The organism is Paenibacillus sp. F4, from assembly GCF_002894905.1.
Lineage (GTDB): Bacteria > Bacillota > Bacilli > Paenibacillales > Paenibacillaceae > Paenibacillus > Paenibacillus polymyxa_B.
Map to the genome: position 1 here is coordinate 56,848 of NZ_POVS01000015.1, position 19,762 is coordinate 76,609.

Here is a 19,762-nt window from a genome sequence, read left to right on the forward strand (position 1 = left end):
GCTAACACGATAGGGTCAGACCTATGCCTATTTTCCCGAAATGAAGTCAACAGCCCAATCTTTTTGGTTAATTGCACAATAAGCTACTTTGACTAGACTTTGGAGGTGACCATTAATTATGTTTCGACATTATTGTTGGCAGAAGAGTATGCATCGGAGAAAATTTAGAAGATGTGTAGTTAAAAAAGTCAAAGTGTTACCGAAAGTTATTGTTAAAGGGATCCGAGGACCTCAAGGACCTCAAGGACCTCAAGGACCTCAAGGACCTCAAGGACCTCAAGGACCTCAGGGACTGCCGGGTCCACAGGGAGTTCCAGGTGCTCAAGGCCAGCAAGGGCTACAAGGTTTTCAAGGAATTCCCGGACCAACAGGACCAGCAGGAGCAGTAGGGCCAGCAGGACCAGTGGGACCGGCAGGAGCAGTAGGGCCAGCAGGAGCGGTAGGACCAGCAGGAGCAACGGGGGCAGCGGGACCTGCAGGCGCCGGTATAACAGACTTCTTAAGTGTTTTCCGAGCAGATCCTGGCACGGGAACTGACACAGTTCCGGGTAACTCACCAATTACCTTTACTGGAGTTTTAGCTAATGTTGGTGGTGCATTTACTTTCACTCCTCCATCTACAACGATAACAATCAACGAAACGGGGAGCTATCTAATAAATTTTACAATTCATAACCAAGGTGATGCTGACTTTAACCTTACCGTAAATGGAATCCCTGTTACCCCTGTTCCCTTCACGGGTAACGGTGGCGGACCAATTTCGGCAGAAGTCATTATTACTGTAGGGGTCGTTCCTACAACTATTCAATTGGTAAATGCAAATGCAACCCCAGCCCAACTTCATAACTTTACCAATACCACTCTTACTATATTAAAGTTGACTGTTTAAGCCATTCTTAATGATATATAGAACATCATATGTAGCCGCCTTAGAAAAGACTGTACGATTTCCATCGTCAGTTTGTCTAATTCCACTCATATTAAGCAGACGCAATTGTGTAGCATGGCAAGAGAATGTAGTGGCAGTAATAAGATCCATTAAACACTACCACTACTCCAAAGCCTATTTTCAAAGTTGAACTGGATAACATTGTAAAAATTATATTATTCAGACATAGAAATATGAATGCTAAGAAGGTAAGGAAACTTTTCCTACCTTCTTTTTTATTGTGACAAATCGGAACTATTGCTTTGATCCGTCAGGTACGACAACTCATGAGCGGCAATCAATATAAATTTTCTTTTTTGTTTAGTCGCGAAAAATGGGAAGCTACAGAAGAACGGGCCGAGGTCGATTGGCCTAAAGTTGAGCATTGCATAAGGAAGCCTTTAACCTTGTGTGGGTAGAAGGACTGACGGAGGAAGTATACGAGAATGTAGACAAAGAGGGCATTAAGGAGTTGGATGGCCTCTTAGAACGATTTCTATAAGGAGTTGTTTCCACCTGATGAAGATTATGAGCCTACGACGAAGAAGAGCAAGAGGTTCCTGAGGATGATCGGAAAATAGACTGGATAGAACTTTGGGCTTTATGCGTGAGTAATGGTATTTCTGATTCAGAACGGCCTAATATGACCATTCCAACGATTAGAGCGCTCATGAAGGCCAAGAACAGAAACCGGGAATTCGAAATCATTCTCCACGGTGGTAAGTTGGAAAATAAAAAACCGAAGAAGGCCAAGTCACTATCTGATCTAAGTAAATTAAGAAGCATCCACAATCATGAAGTGACCCCTGTCAAGTAGACAGCTATCAAAAAGCAATAATTAAGCAGCCTGAAAAGGAGTCAGGTTGTTTAGTTTCTCTTGAAAGCGTTCATGGTTGTAGAAATGGATATACTTTTGAACAGCATGCTCCACCTGTTGAGCTGAATGGAAGGAATGGAGATAGAAACACTCGGTTTTAAAATTGCTGAAGAAGTTCTCTATACATGCCTTGTCCCAGCAGTTCCCTTTTCGGGACACCTGTATTCCGTATCGCTTGAGCAGGTTGGTATATTGGCGAGAGGTTGAAATCCTTGGTCGCTATGTAGTATAACACCTCGAGCATCTTGTCGCTTCCTTGCCTTTTTCACCGTAACTAACACCAGGCTCAAATCGTTTCTGCGGCTGATCTGTTAGGCAACAATTACGTTGTTAAAAAGATGCTGAATCGCGGAAGGGTAGAGTCTCAGTCCATTGAACATTAGGTAAGTGATGTCTATTACCTACTTCTTATTCGGCTGGTCAGCCTTAAACTCCTAGTTCAGATGATTGCCAGGAATGACGTAGGGTTCTTTCTTGCAATAATAGGGTTTTTTCCTACGAATGATCGCATTGATCCCCAGTTCACCATAAGTACGTGGCTTATGATTCATATGTATGCTGTAGATTTAATTCAATTAAACCTTTACCCTGCGGTAACCGTATATTCCCTTCAGTTCCTCGTCACATGCCATGATTTTTAGCTTCATAGCTTCATCTTCCCGCTGTTTGGGTGAAACAAACATCTTTCATGTTATCCACTTATAAAAACCACTTTTGAACACTCGGGCCAGTTTATATAGTAGTACTATGCTATGTCCCTAACTAAGCAATTCTTGGATCACCGCAAACTTTGTACTCTTGGGTACAGCCTCCATTCCTCCGTTGACATCTGCAAGAGCTTTTTTAGCATTTCATTTTCTGCTTCGAGGCGTTTCAGCTTGACCTCCGGATCTTCGGGGCGTGTTCGAGGTCTGCCGATGCCTGGCCCTTTTGCTATGTCTCGTTTTCCTCTAGATCTTTCATTCCCTCGGCTTTAAAGTGTCTCGCCCATCGGCGAACCAGCGAAGCGTCAATCTCCATTTCTCGTGCCACGTTTTTATATCCGATTCCCTTTTTGAGGTACAGATCCACTGTCTTTATCTTGAAGCTCACATCGTAAGTTTTTCTTATTTCTCCTATAAAAAAATCCCCTCCATAATAGACAGATTAGATGGCTTGCTCTTTTCTGTCTACTATGAGAGGAACATATCACACTTGGAGAGGTTTTTACTTTTGTACGAATGAAAGGAGCCAATTGGGGGCCAGTGCAAGCCTAATATATGTATATCTCAGATTGCGAAAACATGAGAAAAGGAAATAATATGATGAAGCGAATCGGAGTTTTTTTATTGATATCACTGCTGCCAGCACTCGCTATTTTATTCGTATGTGGTTTCCATATAAGCGGATTGATTTTACTTTTTTCATTGATCTTACTGGCATACATGTATGTGCTTATAAATGAACAGATTCATTTTGCTCAATACGCAAAGTCCTCTATGGAAAGATTTAATCGTGACGTAGAATAATTTTCTTCTTGTAACTATAATAAGTGGTTTCAACAATGTTCCTAACTACCTCGGCTTGTTTAGAAATTACAATTTTCTCCGGGATATATACCTCCACCAGGGCCTAATAGTTTTGTCTGGCAGTTGGAATCATTTTACAGGTAAGACAGGTCGAAGAATTAAGGTTGATTCATTCGGACTTGTGGCTTATGCCTTAACAGGACAAGAGACCATTTCTTTAGGTCGAAGAGGTTCGGGTGGTAGCTTAATGCTCTTGGGTCGTAGAAGTCCTGTAGGTGGGGGTAGCAGTTCATGTTCAACATAATTGTTTACGACAATATCTTCCAATGGTAATATGAGAACGAATAAACCGTTAGCGGAGGCATTTAGATGAATAAAAAGATGTATATGTTTATAGGTGCTTTACTTGGAGTACTGCTAGTTACTTCTGGTGGAGCTGCGGCAGATCAAGTAAAATCACTAGTTGGGAAGACTGTTGCAGGGGAATACAATGTGAGAGTAAATGGAACAACATTGTCTGAAAACGCTATTGCCGTCGATGGTACAGCGTATGTACCTTTGCGTTCGATCTCAGAATCTCTGGGGGCGAACTTAGCGGTGAAGAGGAAAACTATTGAAATTGCAACAGGAACTCCTTCTTCTAATGTGGTTGTTAAAGAGCAGTCACAAGCAATAGCTTTGAAAGATAACCCATATACCAATTGGTCCAAGGAACTAATTGTAAAGCACATTGGAACTGTGGAAGAATTGATCGAAATACTTAATAATAATATTAAAAAATATGAAAAGTCATTGACTGACATCGATAGAAAAATAGGTGCGGCGGGCGACGATCAAAGACTTATTGAGCGCATTGAAAAAAGCGCCACTAAGACAAAAAAGGAATTACAAGAATCCAAAGACAGTTTATTAGAGCATAAAAAAGAGCTAGAACAACTTAAAGCAGCATTAGCTACTAAATAAATAAGTAGTAATCTAGTAGCAAACAAAAATTATATACTGTATACACAAAAGCCCTCTTAAACAGAGGGCTTTTACTTTTATAAAAGAGGATAGTATTAGACTGCTTTCAATAATAGAAACAACCTATATCTTAATACGTCTATTGAATCGGAACGCAAATTTCGCAATAATGATTATTAATAAGTTCAACTGTATATCGCTCCAAGATAGGTCTGGTTTCATCTAAGCTGAACCTTTGATTATCCAACTCCAGGAATATTTCAATCCAAGCCTTTTGAACAGCTTCTGCTGTATGATTTATTTTAAAACAGCGTATCTTCCTCCACTAATGTTGCTTAGACTTACTTCATCAGTATTAACACAGTAATCATCAGAAAGAACCAAACATGCATCGTAGCGACAATTTTCTGGCTTCACAAATGCAGGATTATCTTGGGCAATACCAAGGATAATAGACGTATTATTAAATAAATTATTCGATTTAACCCAACCTTTAAATTTCTCCATTATTTGTGAATTTGCAATTCCATAAGGACCAATCTGTCTCATGTATGCAATTCTACAAGACGGTATTTTTTCAATTTCAGCCTTCATATTTTCTTCTCTTTCTTTTTAAAGTACATCGATGTCTGAAACCATCTTATAATGCTTTAAAATGATAAACAACTCAATTTAAAAATAGTCAAATTAGCGCCTAATACCCAAAGAGAAGACATATGCGCCTTCTCAACAATGTGTGAATGATAGTGGAGATATTTCTTTAATAATAAATTGGTTACTGTATGACGATTAAATAGAAGAGAGCTGCTAAGACAAAACGGTATAGGGCAAACCATTCCAATCCGAGTCGCTTAATTAGTTTGATGAACGTCACTACTGCAATCATCGCCACAAGAAAGGATGTCGTAAAGCCAATTAACATTAGATAGATATCGTCAGAATTTAGCAACTCGCGACTATCGTACAAATCCAACAAGCTTGCACCAAACATAACAGGTACGGAAATAAGGAACGTAAAGTCTGCGGCGGCTTTTTGGCTAGTGCCAAGTAAAAGGCCACCTGAAATCGTCGAACCCGATCTCGAAAATCCCGGCCACAAAGCCAAACATTGGAACAGGCCAATCCCGAAAGCCTGTTTATAATTAATCCCATCAATCGTATCAGTGGTTTTAGTTCTCCTACTCCGTGCTGCGATAATCATCAACAAGCCACCGGCAACTAAACCGATCAAGACGGGAGTTGGGCCGAATAATTGGCTTTTTATTGTGTCCTTGAAGAGAAGATATACGATTAATGCTGGTAACATAGCCAAAATCATATGAATTACATTTAATCCTTTACTTTGGGAAAAATCCATTCTAATCAGATTAGCCCCAATCTCCAAATATCTTTTCCAATAAAGAATTAGAACTGCCATCACTGCACCTAACTGTATAACAATTTTAAAAGTTATTGCAGCGTCACCATCAAAGCTAAGCAAATTGCCTGCTAAAATAAGATGTCCAGTAGACGATACCGGTAAAAATTCAGTTAAGCCCTCTATTATGCCAAGTATTATTGCTTTGATTACATCAGTCATCAGTGGCTATCCCCCTTCAAAAATAACAATTCCCAGTATAAGGGGGACATTTACATATTCCCATCGATCAACATAACAATATTCTATTCAGAGTGACATAATTGTCACATTTCTCATTTATAAGTCTTTTTAGAGTTAACCTGCCTTTTAGCCTAATGACGTATATTCAGTCTAATGCTCTATTTCCACGAACAATACTTCTCTAAAATCCGCAGCGTTATAGTAACAAAACCAATTTAAGATATAAGTATAAAAGCCTCTGATAACTCAGGGGCTTATTTTGCGTACAAAGAAAGGTGAGATCGTAATGGATATACTTACAATTCACGGAGTAAGAGGATTTATTGATGGAAACGGCACGCCGCAATTGAATTTGGAGGATGTGGCTCGAGGATTAGGATTTACAGACAAATCAAATGTACAGAGTATGTCAAATAGGATAGAGTGAGGCAGTATTTATCGGATTTGAAGTTTTCGACAGAAGTGTCGAAAGATACTTTTATTCCCGAAAACATCTTTTATCGACTGGCAATGAAGGCAAGAAACGAAGTAGCCGAGGCATTTCAGGCCAAGGTAGCTGATGAAATACTGCCGTCGATCAGGAAGCATGGAATATATGCTACGGATACTGTGATTGATAATATCCTCAATAATCCTGACTTTGGAATTGAACTGCTGACTAAGCTCAAGGAAGAACGTGCTGCCAGAGTACAGGCGGAAAGAACAAATGCAATCCTAATGCATGTTAACAAAACCTATACTGCCACAGAGATTGCCAAAGAACTCGGATTTAAGTCAGCAATTGCTCTTAACCATGATTTAGGCAATCGAATGATTCAATTCAGGCAGAATGACACATGGTTGTTGTATAGCAGATTTACGGATTGCGGCTATGTTGAAATCAAACAAGAAGTTCTTGATAACGGAAAAGTGATCTATCACCATAGATTTACACAGTTAGGTCGTGAATAGCTTGTGAAAATTTATAATAAGGAGCAATTAAAGGCATCTGCAAACTAAAGGTGTCTTTTTTTGTGTCTGAGGGAGGTGATGAACCCGTGGCAAAAATAAAATCTACATTGGATATACAACTGGATCTAACAAGGCCAATTGAAGAATTGACTGAGGTCATTTCTGCTGTGATAGCTTCGCAACCAGCGCGCCGGAAAGAAATACTTAAAGGTTTGGATATAGCAATAGGAGATGCATTAGCCGAGATACAGGCGCAAGAAGATCAGAAAACAGACAATGATAGCTCAGGAAAAGTTTCCTGAACGGAGAGACGGAGGAAAGAAGGTTGGATAAGTGGGAGATTTTTAAGTTCAGCGCAGCTTTAGGTAGTAGCGCTGTGACGTATTTTTACGGTGGGTGGTCGGGAGTATTGGGGTGTTACTTGCGCTGGTCATTATTGATTATGTGACCGGATTATTTGCTGCTGGCGCAGAAGGTAAGAAGGGAACTGGACCAGGTTTAAAAAGCAAGATTGGTCTTATCGGTATCGCTCGAAAGGTATTTATCTTTGCAATGGTAGCAGTATCCCATCTAATTGATGGAGTCTTAGGCGATTCGCACCTTTTCCGGGATGCGGTCGCCTATTTTTATATGGCAAATGAGCCGCTGTCCATTTTGGAGAATGGCGGCAGACTCGGCGCCCCTATCCCGCCTGTGATCCGACAGGCCGTAGAAGTTTTGAAAAGTAAAAGTGGTAAGGAAGGAGAGAAAGAGGATGCAACAACGAAACAGCTGTAATGCTCAAGGGATTGACGTATCCCGTTATCAAGGAAAGATTGATTGGAAGGCAGTGAAGGAAGACGGTTTATCGTTTGCCTTCATCAAAGCCAGTCAAGGGAAGTCAAGGGAAGTCATACCGGGACAAAACATTCATCGGTAATGCACAGGCTGCACGAGCTGTAGGAGTCCTGGTTGGAGCTTATCACTATGTAGACGACTCTGCGAAAACGCCGGAGGATGCCCGAAAGGAAGCTGCAAACTTTGTGAGCGCCATTAATTCAGCCGGAGGCATCGCGTCTTTCGATCTGCCACCAGTAATGGATTATGAGTCCAACAAGTCCGGCTTAAGCAAAGCGGCGCTTACAGCCGTAGCCAGGACATTTCTGGCGGAAGTTGAGCGGCTTACTGGAGTACGACCAATCGTGTACACATATCCTTCGTTCATCGGTAATTTCAGCGGCTTATCCGATTACCCATTGTGGATTGCCCGGTACAGCGCCACACAGGTTCCGCCTGGCGCATCTGGTTGGTCACGCTGGGATTTCTGGCAGTATAGCAATGGCTCGGCTGGTGGCACATTGCCGTCCGGCACACGTAAGGTGGCTGGCATAGCGGGTCCAGTCGATTTGAATGAATTTGACGGTACGGCAGATGAGCTTCGGACACGGTTTAGGAAGAAGACATCCGTACCCAAAGAAGAACCTGCGATTGTTGCGGATGGATCATTCCAGATCAACGGAGAGAATGTGGGTAAAGCTCTGCTGTTTGATGGAAAGAATCACGTTCCGTTGCGCGTGCTGGCGAATGCTCTTGGTATTCCTTTACGTTGGGACAATGCTAAAAAGGTCGCATATCTGAACAATCGCAAATTGCAATCAGTTAAATTGGTTGAGGGAACTGCTTATGTACAATTACAGCCCATTGCTGAATCTTACGGAGCCGAGATTTCATGGGATGCTAAAAATAAAATTGCTGTTCTGAAAACGAAAGGGGATGAGTAATCATGCAAACATTAATTGAAGGTGTACAACCATACGTGACCACTATTGCTACAGCTGCCGTAGGAGTACTTACGACATTCGTTTTGGCTGGACTGAACACAGTTAAAGGTAAAGCAAACGCATGGCTTGAGGCGCGTACTACGGCGGCACAGAGAGAAGTAATCCATAAGATTGCTGGAGAGGGCTTTGCCTTTGCTCAAACAGCTTTCAAGCAGGCTGACGGTGAACGAAAGCTTCAGGAGGCTTTGCAGTATGTTTCACTTACTCTTTCTAGTCAAGGTATCGTAGTATCCCAAGTAGAGCTAAGGTCCGCGATTGAAAAGGCATATCTAGAGTATAAGGCTAAGACAAAAACAATGTTTGCTACCGAAGCACAGCCGAGTGAAGAAGCTACTCAAGCGGCTGCTAAGGAAGCTGTATCTTCTTTGGCAGCTAAGGTAACGGAGATACTTATACAGGCTACAGGACCAGAAGCGACGGAAAGCGCGGTGCCTAAGTCGTTGCAAGAAACCGCTCCAGCAGAACGGGCAACTGTAGCGGGTTTAGCAGTGGAATAAATGACTAGATTTATATAGGTATATTATATATAATAATATATAGGGAACATACGTTCTACAGAAGAACATTTGTTCCAATTGCCAAACGTTCCATAATCAGGGATCATAGAACTATGAAAATAGTATAAATTTCCTAGGTTACAGGACGGAGGCAATTGAAGATGGCAAGAAAGTTTCATTATTATAATGTCGTAATAACACTAAACGGAACCGCAACTACTTTATATTTTTCTGATTTTCTTGAAGCAGTTATGAATATTGATTGGCATAATCGTCTTAGAAAGATTAAATTTCACCCTACTGCCTTGTTTCATGTTAAGATGCCACATCACGATTTGGATCAGACCTGCAGAGTAGCTTGCATTGGAAAGTATAGACAGTCAATTAAACCATATGCTGGTGATATTAATTCTGATCAAGCGAGTATGATTGACAAAGATATCATTGAGATGGTTACTTTGGTTACGGTACCAATGGTAAGGACTGTATTAGTAGAGTTTAATTATTTTGGAGTAAAAGTACAGGATATTGAAGATTATCTTAATTCATTTTTCCCTATGGATAATCCAAGGAAACAATGGGCGGTTAGTTTCCTGCCAGTTGACTCTGAACTTAGTTTAGCTGACATTAGAAGATCTAATGACATCAAAAGCGTAACTTTAAAAATGAATGCTGAAGATGAAGATTTTGCTGCGACGTTACTTCGCTCTCAAAATCCATCACAAAGTAGCTCTGTGTTCGGTGGATTAATGAATCTAGCTGGTACAATTAATGAGGAAACTGACGCGCCCATAGTGGAGCTTAGTTTTGGAAAGGGCCGTAAAAGAAAAGTTGATCTAGATAGTGTGGAGATTTTAAGGCTCATTGATCTACTGCAAATCAATGAGAACGATTCAATCTTATCTTGTAAAGTAAAGTATAAAACTCCGCAAAGCAAAAAAACTCAAGAACTGGAACTGAAAAATATAGGCGTGAAAAGCGATTCAGTTCTCGAAGGAGACAAAGCTAATCATGGCTGGGAATTCATAGGAGATAAAATTTTAGAGCGTTATATTGAAAAGGGTAGACAGGGCTCTATCGCAATCCGAAGAATGCCTTATGATGAAGAAGCAAATATGCCTGCTTTGGTGCCTTTGCCAGGGGAAAAATATTTTGTACCAATTCAGCAAGGTCAAAGAGATGAAGATGAACAGTCAGCTTAATAATTAGTTATGAAGCTATGAGAGTGAAGTGATTTTAATGAGAACATCTCGTTGGGCCGATCGAATTGGATGGTTTCTTGAAAAAGGGCTAATCTGGATAGTGTGCTCTCTTTTTGTTTTGATATTTCTAGGTAACAAGCTATTAATTCTTTTTAATATGAGTTATGGGCTTTATTCACTGGAAAAATTTCTTTATCATAGTTATGACTTGATTATAGAACCTAATATCGGAACGATTACAACGATTGCTTCAATCTTTGTGGGCATCTATATTACGGTTTTATCTGTACTTGGTAGTATTAAAGCTAATTCAGTTATGGCGTTACTGAGTGATAATCTTTTGAAAAAGATTATTAAATATATTATTACTGGATTGATCGCTTCTTTTGTTGTTGTTTTTTACTCCTTTTTCGCCATTTTGATTACTAATGAGTTTATAAAATCGTTTTTTTTCTTCTTATTTGTTTTTTACATGCTTCTTACATCTTTAAGGCTCGGTATTAACTTATCTGTAATTTATAGCGTTGATTTGCACAAAATTTCTGAGAATATTGAAAAAGAGAAAGATGAAGCAGAAAAGTATAAACGTGTGATGTCTAGACTGGAAAAATATTTAGATGATCGAGAGGCAGAACGGTTTAGACAAAGGTAGCTTAAAAGGATGTGACACCCTACTGGCTAAGCTGGTGGGGTGTTTTCAAGTGTGTGAAAGCAATATTGTATGTTTAATATTAATATGCGTAAGGGTGATTGTATTGAGTATTAGAAGAGAAGTAGCGGAGGGTATTAAAGATTACAAAACTGCGGGTTTAGCAGAAATATTTGTTCTATGCGAAATCCTGATGGTGTCTGTAGTCGCTGGTAGATGGGCTAATAGAACTTGGTGGCCAGAGGGAGAATGGTGGGTTGGTGCTTGGGTTTTTATCGTGTGCCTACTTCTTCTTTTTGTTCCTGTAACATGTCTAATTATGACTGTTGTATTTGGTCTAGCTTGTGGTGTAGCGGGCTGGATGATAGGTGACTATTTATTTGAGAATTTAGGTGCTTCTGTTGTGATTGCAATCATATCTGGAGTATTAGGGCTAATGATAAATATTGTAGGCTGTCCTAGATTTACTTCAAAGCGTTTAGCCCAAGAGTTTATTGATAAACTTTAAAATATTTAGAGGGAGCGAAATTTATTCTATAGAATGACCATAAAGTATAGGTGATACTCTACTGGCCACGCTGGTTGGGTGTTTTTTTACGTTATGGGGAGGAATACATATGTTTAAATGGATATTCACCGTACTAATTACAATCCTATTAGCTGGCTGCAGCGTACAACAAGATGTTGTAAAGCCTACTAAGAGCGACCCTGCAGCCGTTCCAATATCACAGGTATCGGCAGACACGGTTAAGCTGGAATTTCCGTAAGACCGTTATCACGAAACGGCACAGCATATTAAGGAAGCCATTCAGGCGGGAAAATCACCAGTATGCACCATAGACCGTGATGGAGCCGACCATAATCGTGAGTTGTCCCTAAAGGGCGCGCCCACCAAGAAGGGCAAGGATAGGGATGAATGGCCTATGGCGATGTGTTCCGAAGGTGGAGAGGGTGCAGACATTAAGTACATAAGTCCAAAGGATAATCGTGGAGCTGGATCGTGGGTTGGTCACAAGTTGGATGACTACGAAGATGGTACCCGAGTGGAATTTATCATAAAATAGCAAACGCCCCTCTTACCGTATAGGTAGGACGGAGCATATTACTAAAATTTTCTGGTAAATCCTATAAATAATAGAACTACAGAATCATTTTTATGTCGAAATACCAGTTTATTTGTCCAATAGAAAACCAATAATGGAATAAGGTGTATAATATAAACTGTAAATACAAATACAAAAAGTGGAGGCAAGTTATCATGAAAAAAATTATTGGACTAGGATTGGCTGCAACTCTTTTTTTATCTTTAAGCCCAATAACTTCTGCGGCAAGTTTTGACAATGAACCAGAGGTGGTAACAGGAGTTGGTGAATTGGAGGCAAATCCAGGAGACACACACTCAATTATCACACCCTTCAGCTCGGTTCCTATACAATACACAAACTTTCGCGGTTATGATGATTATCAAACTACATTTGAACTAGTCCCTTCAAATGGTGAATCGTTTAATATAAATGTAGTGAATAATGGTTCGACAGATATTATACTTACATTATCTGGTGGTCTTAGTACAACTCAAAAAATACCAGCCGGGGAGCAAAGAACTATATCGGGTTATAGCACTAGACAAACTAAATACACGGTAGTAGTCAGTAACACGTACGGAGCATATATGAATTTTATTATACAGGCAAGACAGTTTGATGCCTAAGTTATCTACTGGAATAGTAGTTACTAATTAAACGGGAAACCACAATTTTGTCTAACGTACAATCTAAAAGCTCTGCTAACCTAATTGGTTGGCAGAGCTTATTTCGTTGAAGGGATTACCATACCTTTGACCGAATAAATTATTGAGGTGATCAGCATGAACCATACATATAGAGTGTTAAAGTCGGATATAGAACTATTTGCAGCTGCATTAAGCCAGGTAAAGGTGTACGTTGTTCAGTCGTTGGGCGAGGATTGGGTATCGGTTATAGACTATGGAGGATCCGTAGAAGTTTTCTCCCGATACGATTAAGATTGCCGGAGTGTATAATATGCGGAATCAGTTTGAATTTAGAGTATACAAAAAGCCCTGCTAACCTTAATTGGACGGCTGGGCTTTTGTTAGACACTGAGTAAGGCAACATTGAATACATAAAGCGCCTTGGATTTAACTCCAAGACGCTCCCCTGCTTGTAGTAACGGTTAGTTAATGTCTCCTGGGTACTGACCAGTAGTACCCCAAGCTTCGCCTTCAACTTTGTTACCGTTGGCTCTGAATTGAATTACGTATTCCCCTGAAGGCATCCCATTAGGGAATGAATTAAGACTAGTCCACGTTAATGTGTCTTCTTTGCCAACAGTTTTATAGACATATTCTCTCCCGTTACCCTGCAAGCTCCAAGTGAGATTTGATGTTCCTTCATTCCGAACTTTAATCTTTACATGTCCATAACCTTTTTTAACAGTTGTTGAATTTATCGTTAAATAACGGAAAAAGATTCTATCTGCCAAAGTTTGATAGAATCTTTTTTTGCAGGACAAATTCCCCCTAACTTCGACACTAATGGAATGACAACAGGATTGGAGAAAGAATTCGATCTGAGCATGAAAGAGGTCAATGAATTTATCACATGCTACGAAAGCAAGCAGGCTGGATCTGGATCGGCTTCATATGCCATCAATAAGCACGATAACAATAAAGGACCATTCAGCAACCGCAAGGATTACATGCTATACGATCGTATTCTGACGTTTGAAGTTTAAATAAATCGAAAAACTCTGCTAACCTTAATTGGTCGGCAGAGCTTTTAACTGTTCACGGCTTTTAGAATATATCCAGGTATTCTTTCTGGAATTTGATGAAATCTTGCACACTGTCGTGATAGGTAAATCTACCGCCATTTTTATCAATAATCCAGTTGATCTTCTCGTCATTTAACAAGATTCCATACATGCAGTGATTAAGCAGTTCAATTTGCTTTTCATCCCTAATTCGGATCAAATGTTTTTCTTGTTCGACAATGAGGTACCATTTCGTTTCTGTTTCATCTACATCCGCATCCGCATCCGCATCTACATACAGTATTGATACCGACAAGGGGAATGGCCAGTCAAACCAATGTCCTCGCTTGTCTTCTCTATAACCTTCAAATGCCATGGTTATTTCCCCCTACTTGGATAATTTCCTGATTAGTTTAAATGTATCTAACGTGCTGCGATTGTACGCTTAATTGGAAACTGTTTTACGGAAGTGGCAGCTATCCTCAGCCTTTGGCATCTTGGCACCAATCTGGTGAATGACCAGCTGTTTGAGGCTGGTACTAGCTGGGATACGTCTGTTTAGGCTGGGTTAACGGAGTTGTGAACTCCGAATTTTATTGTAAATTTCTCATTTGCTCAGGTTTTTAAAGACAATGCTGGTTCAAGGAAACATTTGCGGCAGCCCTTTTTAACATTGGATGACACAGGCTTTTAGGAATACACACATTAAGTTTATTGCTAGTTCTTGTCTTATCCTACTGGCTCAGGAATATCGCCCCCATATCCTTTCCATGGCTTCACGTACACCATCGTAAACTTCTGCAAAAGTTCAGTGTCGCTTTGGCAACCGTCTAATCCGCTATTGTTGCACAATAGTTGTATCCTCTTTTATCGTTCATTGTTCTGACCTGTATAGTATACGGAAAACGACAGGTAACAAAGAAGTTGAGCGTTTTGTTACCCGATATCAAAACGCTACTACCAATACTCTACAGTTATTCTACTGAGCAATGACGTGGGCCCAACATGAAGGAACTGGAGTTGAAAACAGGTAGCAGTGTAGTGGACATAAAGGCGCGTCTGCTGGCTTTGGAAGAGGGGGACAACAAGAGCGATATACGCTCTATATTGTAATCATAGAGGGCTGGAATGGTGACCCAAAGATCATTACATTTTCTCGTATGGAAATAGGCGCTGTATTAAGCCTCCAATGATATGGAGCTTATTTTTTGTACTCGGAATATAATTTGCGCATAACACATCAGGAGGCTACACTCATGTCTTGAATGTACCTTATTTCTGGAGGGTCAAAAGTGAAAACCCCTTATTCACAGTCCGTTTTACGCCATAACCAAATTTTAATATGGCGTTGTGTTCTTTCGTTTTTTAGTGTGTTAAATGAAATGGTTCTTAATATCTTTTTACCTGATATTGCTGGTGAATTCAATAAAACACCAGCCTTTACAAATTGGGTAAATACTGCCTTTATGCTAAGTTTTTCTATAGGAACAGCTGTATACGGAAAGCTATCTGATCAGTTAGGTATTAAAAGGTTGCTTCTGTTTGGAATCATAGTGAATTGCATAGGATCATTAATTGGCTTTATGGGACATACTTTTTTTCCAACACTTATCTTGGGTCGGTTTATACAAGGGATTGGTGCAGCTGCATTTCCTTCACTTGTGATGGTCGTAGTTGCTCGCTATATCCCAAAAGAAACAGGGGTAAGATATGGCCTCCATCGGATCTATTGTAGCAATGGCTGAAGGGTTAGGATCGGCTATTGGTGGGATGATTGCTCATTATATTCATTGGTCTTATTTACTGTTTCTTCCTGTTCTAACGTTTGTCACTGTTCCCTTCCTGATAAAATTATTGAAAAAGGAAGTCATATTAAAGGGTTCACTTGACATTGCAGGAATCGTGCTTATATCTCTAGGCATTGTAATGTTTATGTTGTATACAACGTCTTACAGAATTCTTTTCTGGTGATAAGTATTCTTTTTTTCTTGATCTTTTTAAAACATATCAGACAAGTAACCAATCCTTTTATTGATCCTTCATTGGGGAAAAATCCTGCATTTATGATAGGAATCCTTTGTGGCGGACTTATGTTTGGTACCGTAGCTGGATTTGTTTCTATGGTCCCTTATATGATGAAAGGTGTTCATCACTTAAGTACCGCAATGATTGGCAGTGGAATTATTTTTCTTGGAACGATGAGTGTTATTTTCTTTGGTTTCCTTGGAGGAGCACTTGTTGATAAGAAAGGTTTATTCATCAAAAATTTATACCAATCATTAATTTTCCATCTGCTTATTTATATAGCAATATGTATTGATTTTTACAGTGGTCATTATAATTAGCGGGATTTTAACTGTTATTGTATATAAACGTTCAGTTTCAGATTCCTTATAAGAGCAGAAGAGGATTACATGCTGAAATTGATTGCATCCTCACGTTTGAAGTAAGTGAATACTCTAAATAAATCAAAAGCTCTGTAACCTTAATTGGTCGGCAAAGCTTTGTTACAGAAGGATAGGCTAATTTGAATGCATAAACTTATAATACCAAAAAATCGCTTTTTCATGGGCAGTAGAAAAGTTAGAATATAGCATAGTATCAACTCCGCCGATTACAAAGTTATTTTTAGCATAGAATCGACAAGCTAAAACATTCACATCCTGTGTTTCAAGCATAAGACCAACAAGGTTATTCTGCTTAGCCCACTCGGTTGCTTTACTCAATAAGGCTGCTCCGATTCCCTTGTGTCTCCAGTCTTTAGCGACGGCAATATCCTCAATTAGAGCATAGCCATTCCAATTAGTACAAAGTTTAATTTGCCCAACACAGTCGTTCTCATCATAATATAAAAAAATAGATTTTCCTTGTTCATCAATATAACTGATGTCAACGTCATCATCCTCATACTGTTTAAAATATGGTTCGGGAAAACTTTCTTCTATATAAGTCCAATTATCGTTCTCGTATTTAGGTATAATCCTTCCTGACACAATAAAGCCGTTATTCTCATTTGACTTCTTAAAATCTCCCATATTAGAAAGTGACATTTTAATTATCATGGCTTGTCTCCTCCTGGTTTAATTTCTCTATGCACACTATTCTAAAAGAGAACCACGTTTTCCTGTCTGTTAGATTTATAAAAAGAGCAAAACTGTAACGACTGTTCAACTATGTGTGATATTCTACGATCTCGTCCGCTTGCTTAAACGATTCATAGCAGTAGTTAGGTTTGCTGTTTAACACAAAAAAAGCAGGAAGAATCCTTCCTGCTTTTGCTTGAAAACGATTATTAACGTCTGCGTTGTCTATCATTTACGCTAAACAGATTAACAGCCAGTGCGTTACCTCTTGCACGCGCAACGGCTCTTTGATTCGAACGGATGTTTGATCTTCTTCTTCTCAAATCACGTCTGCAATGTCTTCTGCTCATATGATCACCTCCCTTCAAGGAAATGAAGGTACGGATGAATCTTAGTGGTGTTTATGCTTACGCTTGGAAATTTTGATATTCAAGGCATTGGTTGCTAGTGCATTTCCGCTTCCTGTTTTAGCAGCTGCGGCTTGAAAGACTTTAACGACCAGATATCTGTTTTTCCCGATGCGATGCTTATACGTTTTAACTCTATTTCTGATCATCTGCATATCTCCTTTGCTTAGGTCTGCTATATACATATGTCAATTGTGATAGTAATGTATCAGCATAAATCTATTAAAAGCCAAAAGAAGCTGGTACCTATATTCCTAATGGTTAACAAAAAAACCTCATGCGAGCCTGTCTTCGCCATTTCAACTTTACGTTGCAGGAGAAGGTTACAGGCAGGTCGGCATGAGTCTAATAGTGTAGATAAATAATATGCAGTTTAGTTTGAAAATTATTTACTATTAAGAGTATTAATTTTTTTCTCGTAGTACGCCTCTTGAGCAAGAATATGATTCAGTTGTTCAGAGAGCTGTTTATATTCTTGGCTGTCTTCTGGATAATTGTTTCTTTCGGAAATTACAGCTTCAAGTTGCTTTTCTAAATACCTGAAATGGATAAGTATTTGTATGTACTGAATACGATCGTAGGTTGTTATGTGTGAGTTCTCTTTTGCATACAAATGATCCATTGTTGGAACTACACAGCTTATGGCGATAAATATCACAGCAAACACTGAAATTATAATTTTTTTCATTTAATTCCTCCTACAGAGCTATGAGTAATTAATATACCATATTTATCCAAATCAAAGAAAGATCTATTAGTTTTGCCCATGACAGTATAGTTGCTCAAGATCAGTGGGGGATTATTTGAGATGGGGAGGCTGATTTTATAGTAGAAAAAATAGGAATAGGTTGCTGAAATGAAAAAATAGTTGTGAGATACATAATAAACATAATAGCAATACAAAACCGGCTTGCCCTAGGCAGCCGGTTTTGTATTAGTGGATAGAATAACGGGGAAGAAAGAACGAGAAATCAGTGGAAGTCCCGGAAGAGTCCTACAACCTTGCCCAAAATGCTGACGTGTGTCAGGCGAAGCGGTTCAAAGGCTGGATTTTCAGGTTGAAGCCGGATATGATCTTTTTCTTTGTAGAAGGTTTTAACTGTAGCTTCGTCTTCATCTGTCATAGCTACAACAATATCACCATTATCAGCGGTCTGCTGCTGACGTACGATTACATAGTCTCCGTTAGCAATCCCAGCCTCAATCATGCTTTCGCCTACAACAGATAACATGAATATTTTATCCTCACCAACAAAGTGTTGGGGAAGAGGAAAGTAATCTTCAATATTTTCTGTCGCCGTAATAGGAAGGCCAGCAGTTACTTTGCCGACGACGGGGACACGACTAATGGAGTAATTAATCAAGTTGCTGTTATCCGATTCGTCTTGACCGAGTAACTCAATAGCCCGTGGTTTTGTAGGATCGCGGCGAATGAGTCCTTTTTTCTCTAAACGATCCAAATGACCATGAACCGTAGAACTGGAGGCTAATCCGACAGCCTCGCCTATTTCGCGTACAGAAGGGGGGTACCCCTTTAGACGCACTTCATTGCGGATAAATTCAAGAATGGCCTGCTGGCGGCTCGAAATCTTAGACATACCGTATCAACCCCATTTAGTAACGTTTGGGAAAATTATAGCATAGAACCTCCGTTCGTACAAACATAAGTTCTAAATAATCCCTGAAAATAATTGCGAACTTTTGTTCTCTTTTCTATTGAACAAAACAAATGTTCGTGTTATATTGTGAAAACATAAGAACAAACGTTTGGAGGACACAGCCAATGATGAAATATAGCACTTATCAAAGTATTTTCCCGATGAATTTAGAAAATTTACAGGAGACCCGAAAAGAGGGTAGGGCGCGTTTTATGCAGATTATTACCAATACTCTTTTACTTAAGCTTCTTATTATAGTGATTGTTGCTTGGATTGCAGGGGCAGGTGTACTTACGGTTTTCGCGGCACCTTCAGCTTCCAAGGAAGAAGTGACTAAACTGACCGTACAACCCGGGGATACGTTGTGGGAGATTGCCGCAAATCATAAACCGGAACGAATGGATACACGGGTATATATAGAAGGAATTGTGCGGATTAACGGTTTGGAGGATCGGGGAGTGCAGGCAGGTCAGGTACTCAAGCTTCCTAACTTCTGATCTATAGACTATTAGAGCTTGTCAGGGAGCGTAATACGGGAGCCTTGACAAGCTCTTTTCTACATGTCAAAGTGTATTATATCTTTGCTTTTATGGAGGGGACACAATTTGGATATAGACAGCTTGGTACAGCGCATTAATGAATTAGCGCGCAAAGCAAAATCCGAGGGTTTGACGGAAGAGGAAGCCACAGAGCGCGCCAATCTTCGGGAAATTTATTTAGGTAACATTCGCCGTAATTTTCGGCAGCAGCTTGAGACGATTGAATTTGTGGACGATGATACATCGAAGGGAAATGACGGGCTGAAGCATTAATGTTGTTAAAGCGCCCAAGCCTACAATTTGCCTTT

The 19,762-nt window shown here is 39.7% G+C and carries 26 protein-coding genes and 5 pseudogenes; 20 read left to right on the plus strand and 11 right to left on the minus strand.

Going from position 1 to position 19,762, the window contains the following annotated elements:
• Nucleotides 1-118: 118 nt before the first annotated feature.
• Complete coding sequence (locus C1T21_RS17190) at nt 119-889, plus strand: adhesin (protein WP_103049107.1); 771 nt, start codon at nt 119-121, stop codon at nt 887-889.
• Nucleotides 890-1,535: 646 nt separating this feature from the next.
• Nucleotides 1,536-1,745, plus strand: coding sequence for a hypothetical protein (locus C1T21_RS27080; protein ID WP_146032504.1), 210 nt, complete (start codon nt 1,536-1,538; stop codon nt 1,743-1,745).
• A 21-nt stretch (nt 1,746-1,766) separates the two neighbouring features.
• On the opposite strand, the gene C1T21_RS28490 is transcribed toward C1T21_RS27080, so the two are convergent.
• Together C1T21_RS28490 and C1T21_RS28080 are read right to left on the minus strand one after the other, a co-directional pair.
• Nucleotides 1,767-1,964 carry an IS3 family transposase gene (locus tag C1T21_RS28490; RefSeq protein WP_180984606.1) on the minus strand — a complete coding sequence of 66 codons (198 nt, stop codon included), beginning with the start codon at nt 1,962-1,964 and terminating at the stop codon, nt 1,767-1,769.
• Between the two features lie 774 nt (nt 1,965-2,738).
• The gene (locus tag C1T21_RS28080) at nt 2,739-2,897 is read right to left on the minus strand and encodes a transposase (RefSeq protein WP_308411645.1); all 159 of its coding nucleotides are present in this window, start codon (nt 2,895-2,897) and stop codon (nt 2,739-2,741) included.
• A 785-nt stretch (nt 2,898-3,682) separates the two neighbouring features.
• Here C1T21_RS28080 and C1T21_RS17210 point away from each other — a divergent pair.
• Nucleotides 3,683-4,276 carry a stalk domain-containing protein gene (locus C1T21_RS17210; RefSeq protein WP_103049110.1) on the plus strand — a complete coding sequence of 198 codons (594 nt, stop codon included), beginning with the start codon at nt 3,683-3,685 and terminating at the stop codon, nt 4,274-4,276.
• Between the two features lie 139 nt (nt 4,277-4,415).
• Here C1T21_RS17210 and C1T21_RS17215 read toward each other — a convergent pair.
• Nucleotides 4,416-4,870 (minus strand): annotated as a pseudogene (locus C1T21_RS17215) (AraC family transcriptional regulator).
• Nucleotides 4,871-5,051: 181 nt separating this feature from the next.
• Complete coding sequence (locus tag C1T21_RS17220; protein WP_103049111.1) at nt 5,052-5,855, minus strand: undecaprenyl-diphosphate phosphatase; 804 nt, start codon at nt 5,853-5,855, stop codon at nt 5,052-5,054.
• A gap of 483 nt (nt 5,856-6,338) precedes the next feature.
• On the opposite strand from C1T21_RS17220, the gene C1T21_RS28085 reads away from it, so the two are divergent.
• The 13 genes and pseudogenes from C1T21_RS28085 to C1T21_RS17275 all read left to right on the plus strand — a co-directional run bounded on the left by C1T21_RS28085 (nt 6,339) and on the right by C1T21_RS17275 (nt 13,082).
• Entirely contained in the window at nt 6,339-6,827 is a 489-nt protein-coding gene (locus C1T21_RS28085; protein ID WP_258012508.1) for a phage antirepressor KilAC domain-containing protein, read from the plus strand.
• Between the two features lie 86 nt (nt 6,828-6,913).
• Nucleotides 6,914-7,129, plus strand: coding sequence for a hypothetical protein (locus C1T21_RS17230; protein ID WP_103049112.1), 216 nt, complete (start codon nt 6,914-6,916; stop codon nt 7,127-7,129).
• A gap of 112 nt (nt 7,130-7,241) precedes the next feature.
• On the plus strand, nt 7,242-7,604 hold the full coding sequence (locus C1T21_RS17235; protein WP_258012509.1) for a phage holin family protein: 363 nt from the start codon (nt 7,242-7,244) through the stop codon (nt 7,602-7,604).
• On the plus strand, nt 7,582-7,746 hold the full coding sequence (locus tag C1T21_RS28090; RefSeq protein WP_258012510.1) for a GH25 family lysozyme: 165 nt from the start codon (nt 7,582-7,584) through the stop codon (nt 7,744-7,746). Before C1T21_RS17235 ends, C1T21_RS28090 begins: the two co-directional genes overlap by 23 nt.
• The gene (locus C1T21_RS17240) at nt 7,679-8,587 is read left to right on the plus strand and encodes a GH25 family lysozyme (protein ID WP_258012511.1); all 909 of its coding nucleotides are present in this window, start codon (nt 7,679-7,681) and stop codon (nt 8,585-8,587) included. Before C1T21_RS28090 ends, C1T21_RS17240 begins: the two co-directional genes overlap by 68 nt.
• Before the next feature lie 2 nt (nt 8,588-8,589).
• A complete protein-coding gene (locus C1T21_RS17245) occupies nt 8,590-9,144 on the plus strand; it encodes a phage holin, LLH family (protein WP_103049113.1) in 555 nt (184 codons plus the stop codon).
• 161 nt (nt 9,145-9,305) lie between these two features.
• The gene (locus tag C1T21_RS17250; protein ID WP_103049114.1) at nt 9,306-10,346 is read left to right on the plus strand and encodes a hypothetical protein; all 1,041 of its coding nucleotides are present in this window, start codon (nt 9,306-9,308) and stop codon (nt 10,344-10,346) included.
• A 37-nt stretch (nt 10,347-10,383) separates the two neighbouring features.
• The gene (locus tag C1T21_RS17255; protein WP_103049115.1) at nt 10,384-10,998 is read left to right on the plus strand and encodes a hypothetical protein; all 615 of its coding nucleotides are present in this window, start codon (nt 10,384-10,386) and stop codon (nt 10,996-10,998) included.
• Between the two features lie 103 nt (nt 10,999-11,101).
• A complete protein-coding gene (locus C1T21_RS17260; RefSeq protein ID WP_146032505.1) occupies nt 11,102-11,503 on the plus strand; it encodes a hypothetical protein in 402 nt (133 codons plus the stop codon).
• Between the two features lie 109 nt (nt 11,504-11,612).
• Complete coding sequence (locus C1T21_RS28495; RefSeq protein WP_374703728.1) at nt 11,613-11,762, plus strand: hypothetical protein; 150 nt, start codon at nt 11,613-11,615, stop codon at nt 11,760-11,762.
• A 3-nt stretch (nt 11,763-11,765) separates the two neighbouring features.
• Nucleotides 11,766-12,059 (plus strand): annotated as a pseudogene (locus C1T21_RS17265) (NucA/NucB deoxyribonuclease domain-containing protein); the annotation flags it as partial.
• A gap of 194 nt (nt 12,060-12,253) precedes the next feature.
• A complete protein-coding gene (locus C1T21_RS17270) occupies nt 12,254-12,706 on the plus strand; it encodes a hypothetical protein (protein ID WP_103049117.1) in 453 nt (150 codons plus the stop codon).
• A gap of 156 nt (nt 12,707-12,862) precedes the next feature.
• Nucleotides 12,863-13,082, plus strand: a pseudogene (locus C1T21_RS17275) (hypothetical protein).
• Nucleotides 13,083-13,188: 106 nt separating this feature from the next.
• Here C1T21_RS17275 and C1T21_RS17280 read toward each other — a convergent pair.
• Entirely contained in the window at nt 13,189-13,527 is a 339-nt protein-coding gene (locus C1T21_RS17280; RefSeq protein ID WP_258012512.1) for a hypothetical protein, read from the minus strand.
• A gap of 27 nt (nt 13,528-13,554) precedes the next feature.
• On the opposite strand from C1T21_RS17280, the pseudogene C1T21_RS17285 reads away from it, so the two are divergent.
• A pseudogene (locus tag C1T21_RS17285) lies at nt 13,555-13,749 on the plus strand (fibronectin type III domain-containing protein); the annotation flags it as partial.
• A gap of 61 nt (nt 13,750-13,810) precedes the next feature.
• Here C1T21_RS17285 and C1T21_RS17290 read toward each other — a convergent pair.
• A complete protein-coding gene (locus C1T21_RS17290) occupies nt 13,811-14,143 on the minus strand; it encodes a hypothetical protein (protein WP_103049118.1) in 333 nt (110 codons plus the stop codon).
• Nucleotides 14,144-15,059: 916 nt separating this feature from the next.
• Here C1T21_RS17290 and C1T21_RS17295 point away from each other — a divergent pair.
• Nucleotides 15,060-16,019: pseudogene (locus C1T21_RS17295) on the plus strand (MFS transporter); the annotation flags it as partial.
• A 270-nt stretch (nt 16,020-16,289) separates the two neighbouring features.
• On the opposite strand, the gene C1T21_RS17300 reads toward C1T21_RS17295, so the two are convergent.
• The 5 genes from C1T21_RS17300 to lexA form a co-directional block, all read right to left on the minus strand.
• Complete coding sequence (locus tag C1T21_RS17300; protein WP_103049119.1) at nt 16,290-16,829, minus strand: GNAT family N-acetyltransferase; 540 nt, start codon at nt 16,827-16,829, stop codon at nt 16,290-16,292.
• Nucleotides 16,830-17,059: 230 nt separating this feature from the next.
• Entirely contained in the window at nt 17,060-17,200 is a 141-nt protein-coding gene (locus C1T21_RS27395) for a hypothetical protein (RefSeq protein ID WP_165177052.1), read from the minus strand.
• Nucleotides 17,201-17,241: 41 nt separating this feature from the next.
• On the minus strand, nt 17,242-17,406 hold the full coding sequence (locus tag C1T21_RS27400; RefSeq protein ID WP_016821950.1) for a hypothetical protein: 165 nt from the start codon (nt 17,404-17,406) through the stop codon (nt 17,242-17,244).
• 236 nt (nt 17,407-17,642) lie between these two features.
• Entirely contained in the window at nt 17,643-17,945 is a 303-nt protein-coding gene (locus C1T21_RS17305; protein ID WP_103049120.1) for a hypothetical protein, read from the minus strand.
• A gap of 283 nt (nt 17,946-18,228) precedes the next feature.
• On the minus strand, nt 18,229-18,855 hold the full coding sequence (gene lexA / locus C1T21_RS17310) for a transcriptional repressor LexA (protein WP_013310545.1): 627 nt from the start codon (nt 18,853-18,855) through the stop codon (nt 18,229-18,231).
• Nucleotides 18,856-19,043: 188 nt separating this feature from the next.
• Between lexA and C1T21_RS17315 the strand changes: the two genes are divergently transcribed.
• Complete coding sequence (locus C1T21_RS17315) at nt 19,044-19,412, plus strand: LysM peptidoglycan-binding domain-containing protein (protein ID WP_034095187.1); 369 nt, start codon at nt 19,044-19,046, stop codon at nt 19,410-19,412.
• A gap of 108 nt (nt 19,413-19,520) precedes the next feature.
• On the plus strand, nt 19,521-19,727 hold the full coding sequence (locus tag C1T21_RS17320; protein ID WP_013310543.1) for a DUF896 domain-containing protein: 207 nt from the start codon (nt 19,521-19,523) through the stop codon (nt 19,725-19,727).
• Nucleotides 19,728-19,762: the final 35 nt, after the last annotated feature.

Bases quoted from the DNA above. Each gene is read 5' to 3' on its own strand.
- C1T21_RS17190 (WP_103049107.1), top strand. From the start codon at position 119: ATGTTTCGACATTATTGTTGGCAGAAGAGTATGCATCGGAGAAAATTT.
- C1T21_RS17210 (WP_103049110.1), top strand. From the start codon at position 3,683: ATGAATAAAAAGATGTATATGTTTATAGGTGCTTTACTTGGAGTACTG.
- C1T21_RS17220 (WP_103049111.1), bottom strand. From the start codon at position 5,855: ATGACTGATGTAATCAAAGCAATAATACTTGGCATAATAGAGGGCTTA.
- C1T21_RS28090 (WP_258012510.1), top strand. From the start codon at position 7,582: ATGCAACAACGAAACAGCTGTAATGCTCAAGGGATTGACGTATCCCGT.
- C1T21_RS17245 (WP_103049113.1), top strand. From the start codon at position 8,590: ATGCAAACATTAATTGAAGGTGTACAACCATACGTGACCACTATTGCT.
- C1T21_RS17250 (WP_103049114.1), top strand. From the start codon at position 9,306: ATGGCAAGAAAGTTTCATTATTATAATGTCGTAATAACACTAAACGGA.
- C1T21_RS17255 (WP_103049115.1), top strand. From the start codon at position 10,384: ATGAGAACATCTCGTTGGGCCGATCGAATTGGATGGTTTCTTGAAAAA.
- C1T21_RS28495 (WP_374703728.1), top strand. From the start codon at position 11,613: ATGTTTAAATGGATATTCACCGTACTAATTACAATCCTATTAGCTGGC.
- C1T21_RS17270 (WP_103049117.1), top strand. From the start codon at position 12,254: ATGAAAAAAATTATTGGACTAGGATTGGCTGCAACTCTTTTTTTATCT.
- C1T21_RS17290 (WP_103049118.1), bottom strand. From the start codon at position 14,143: ATGGCATTTGAAGGTTATAGAGAAGACAAGCGAGGACATTGGTTTGAC.
- C1T21_RS17300 (WP_103049119.1), bottom strand. From the start codon at position 16,829: ATGATAATTAAAATGTCACTTTCTAATATGGGAGATTTTAAGAAGTCA.
- C1T21_RS27395 (WP_165177052.1), bottom strand. From the start codon at position 17,200: ATGAGCAGAAGACATTGCAGACGTGATTTGAGAAGAAGAAGATCAAAC.
- C1T21_RS27400 (WP_016821950.1), bottom strand. From the start codon at position 17,406: ATGATCAGAAATAGAGTTAAAACGTATAAGCATCGCATCGGGAAAAAC.
- C1T21_RS17305 (WP_103049120.1), bottom strand. From the start codon at position 17,945: ATGAAAAAAATTATAATTTCAGTGTTTGCTGTGATATTTATCGCCATA.
- lexA (WP_013310545.1), bottom strand. From the start codon at position 18,855: ATGTCTAAGATTTCGAGCCGCCAGCAGGCCATTCTTGAATTTATCCGC.
- C1T21_RS17315 (WP_034095187.1), top strand. From the start codon at position 19,044: ATGAAATATAGCACTTATCAAAGTATTTTCCCGATGAATTTAGAAAAT.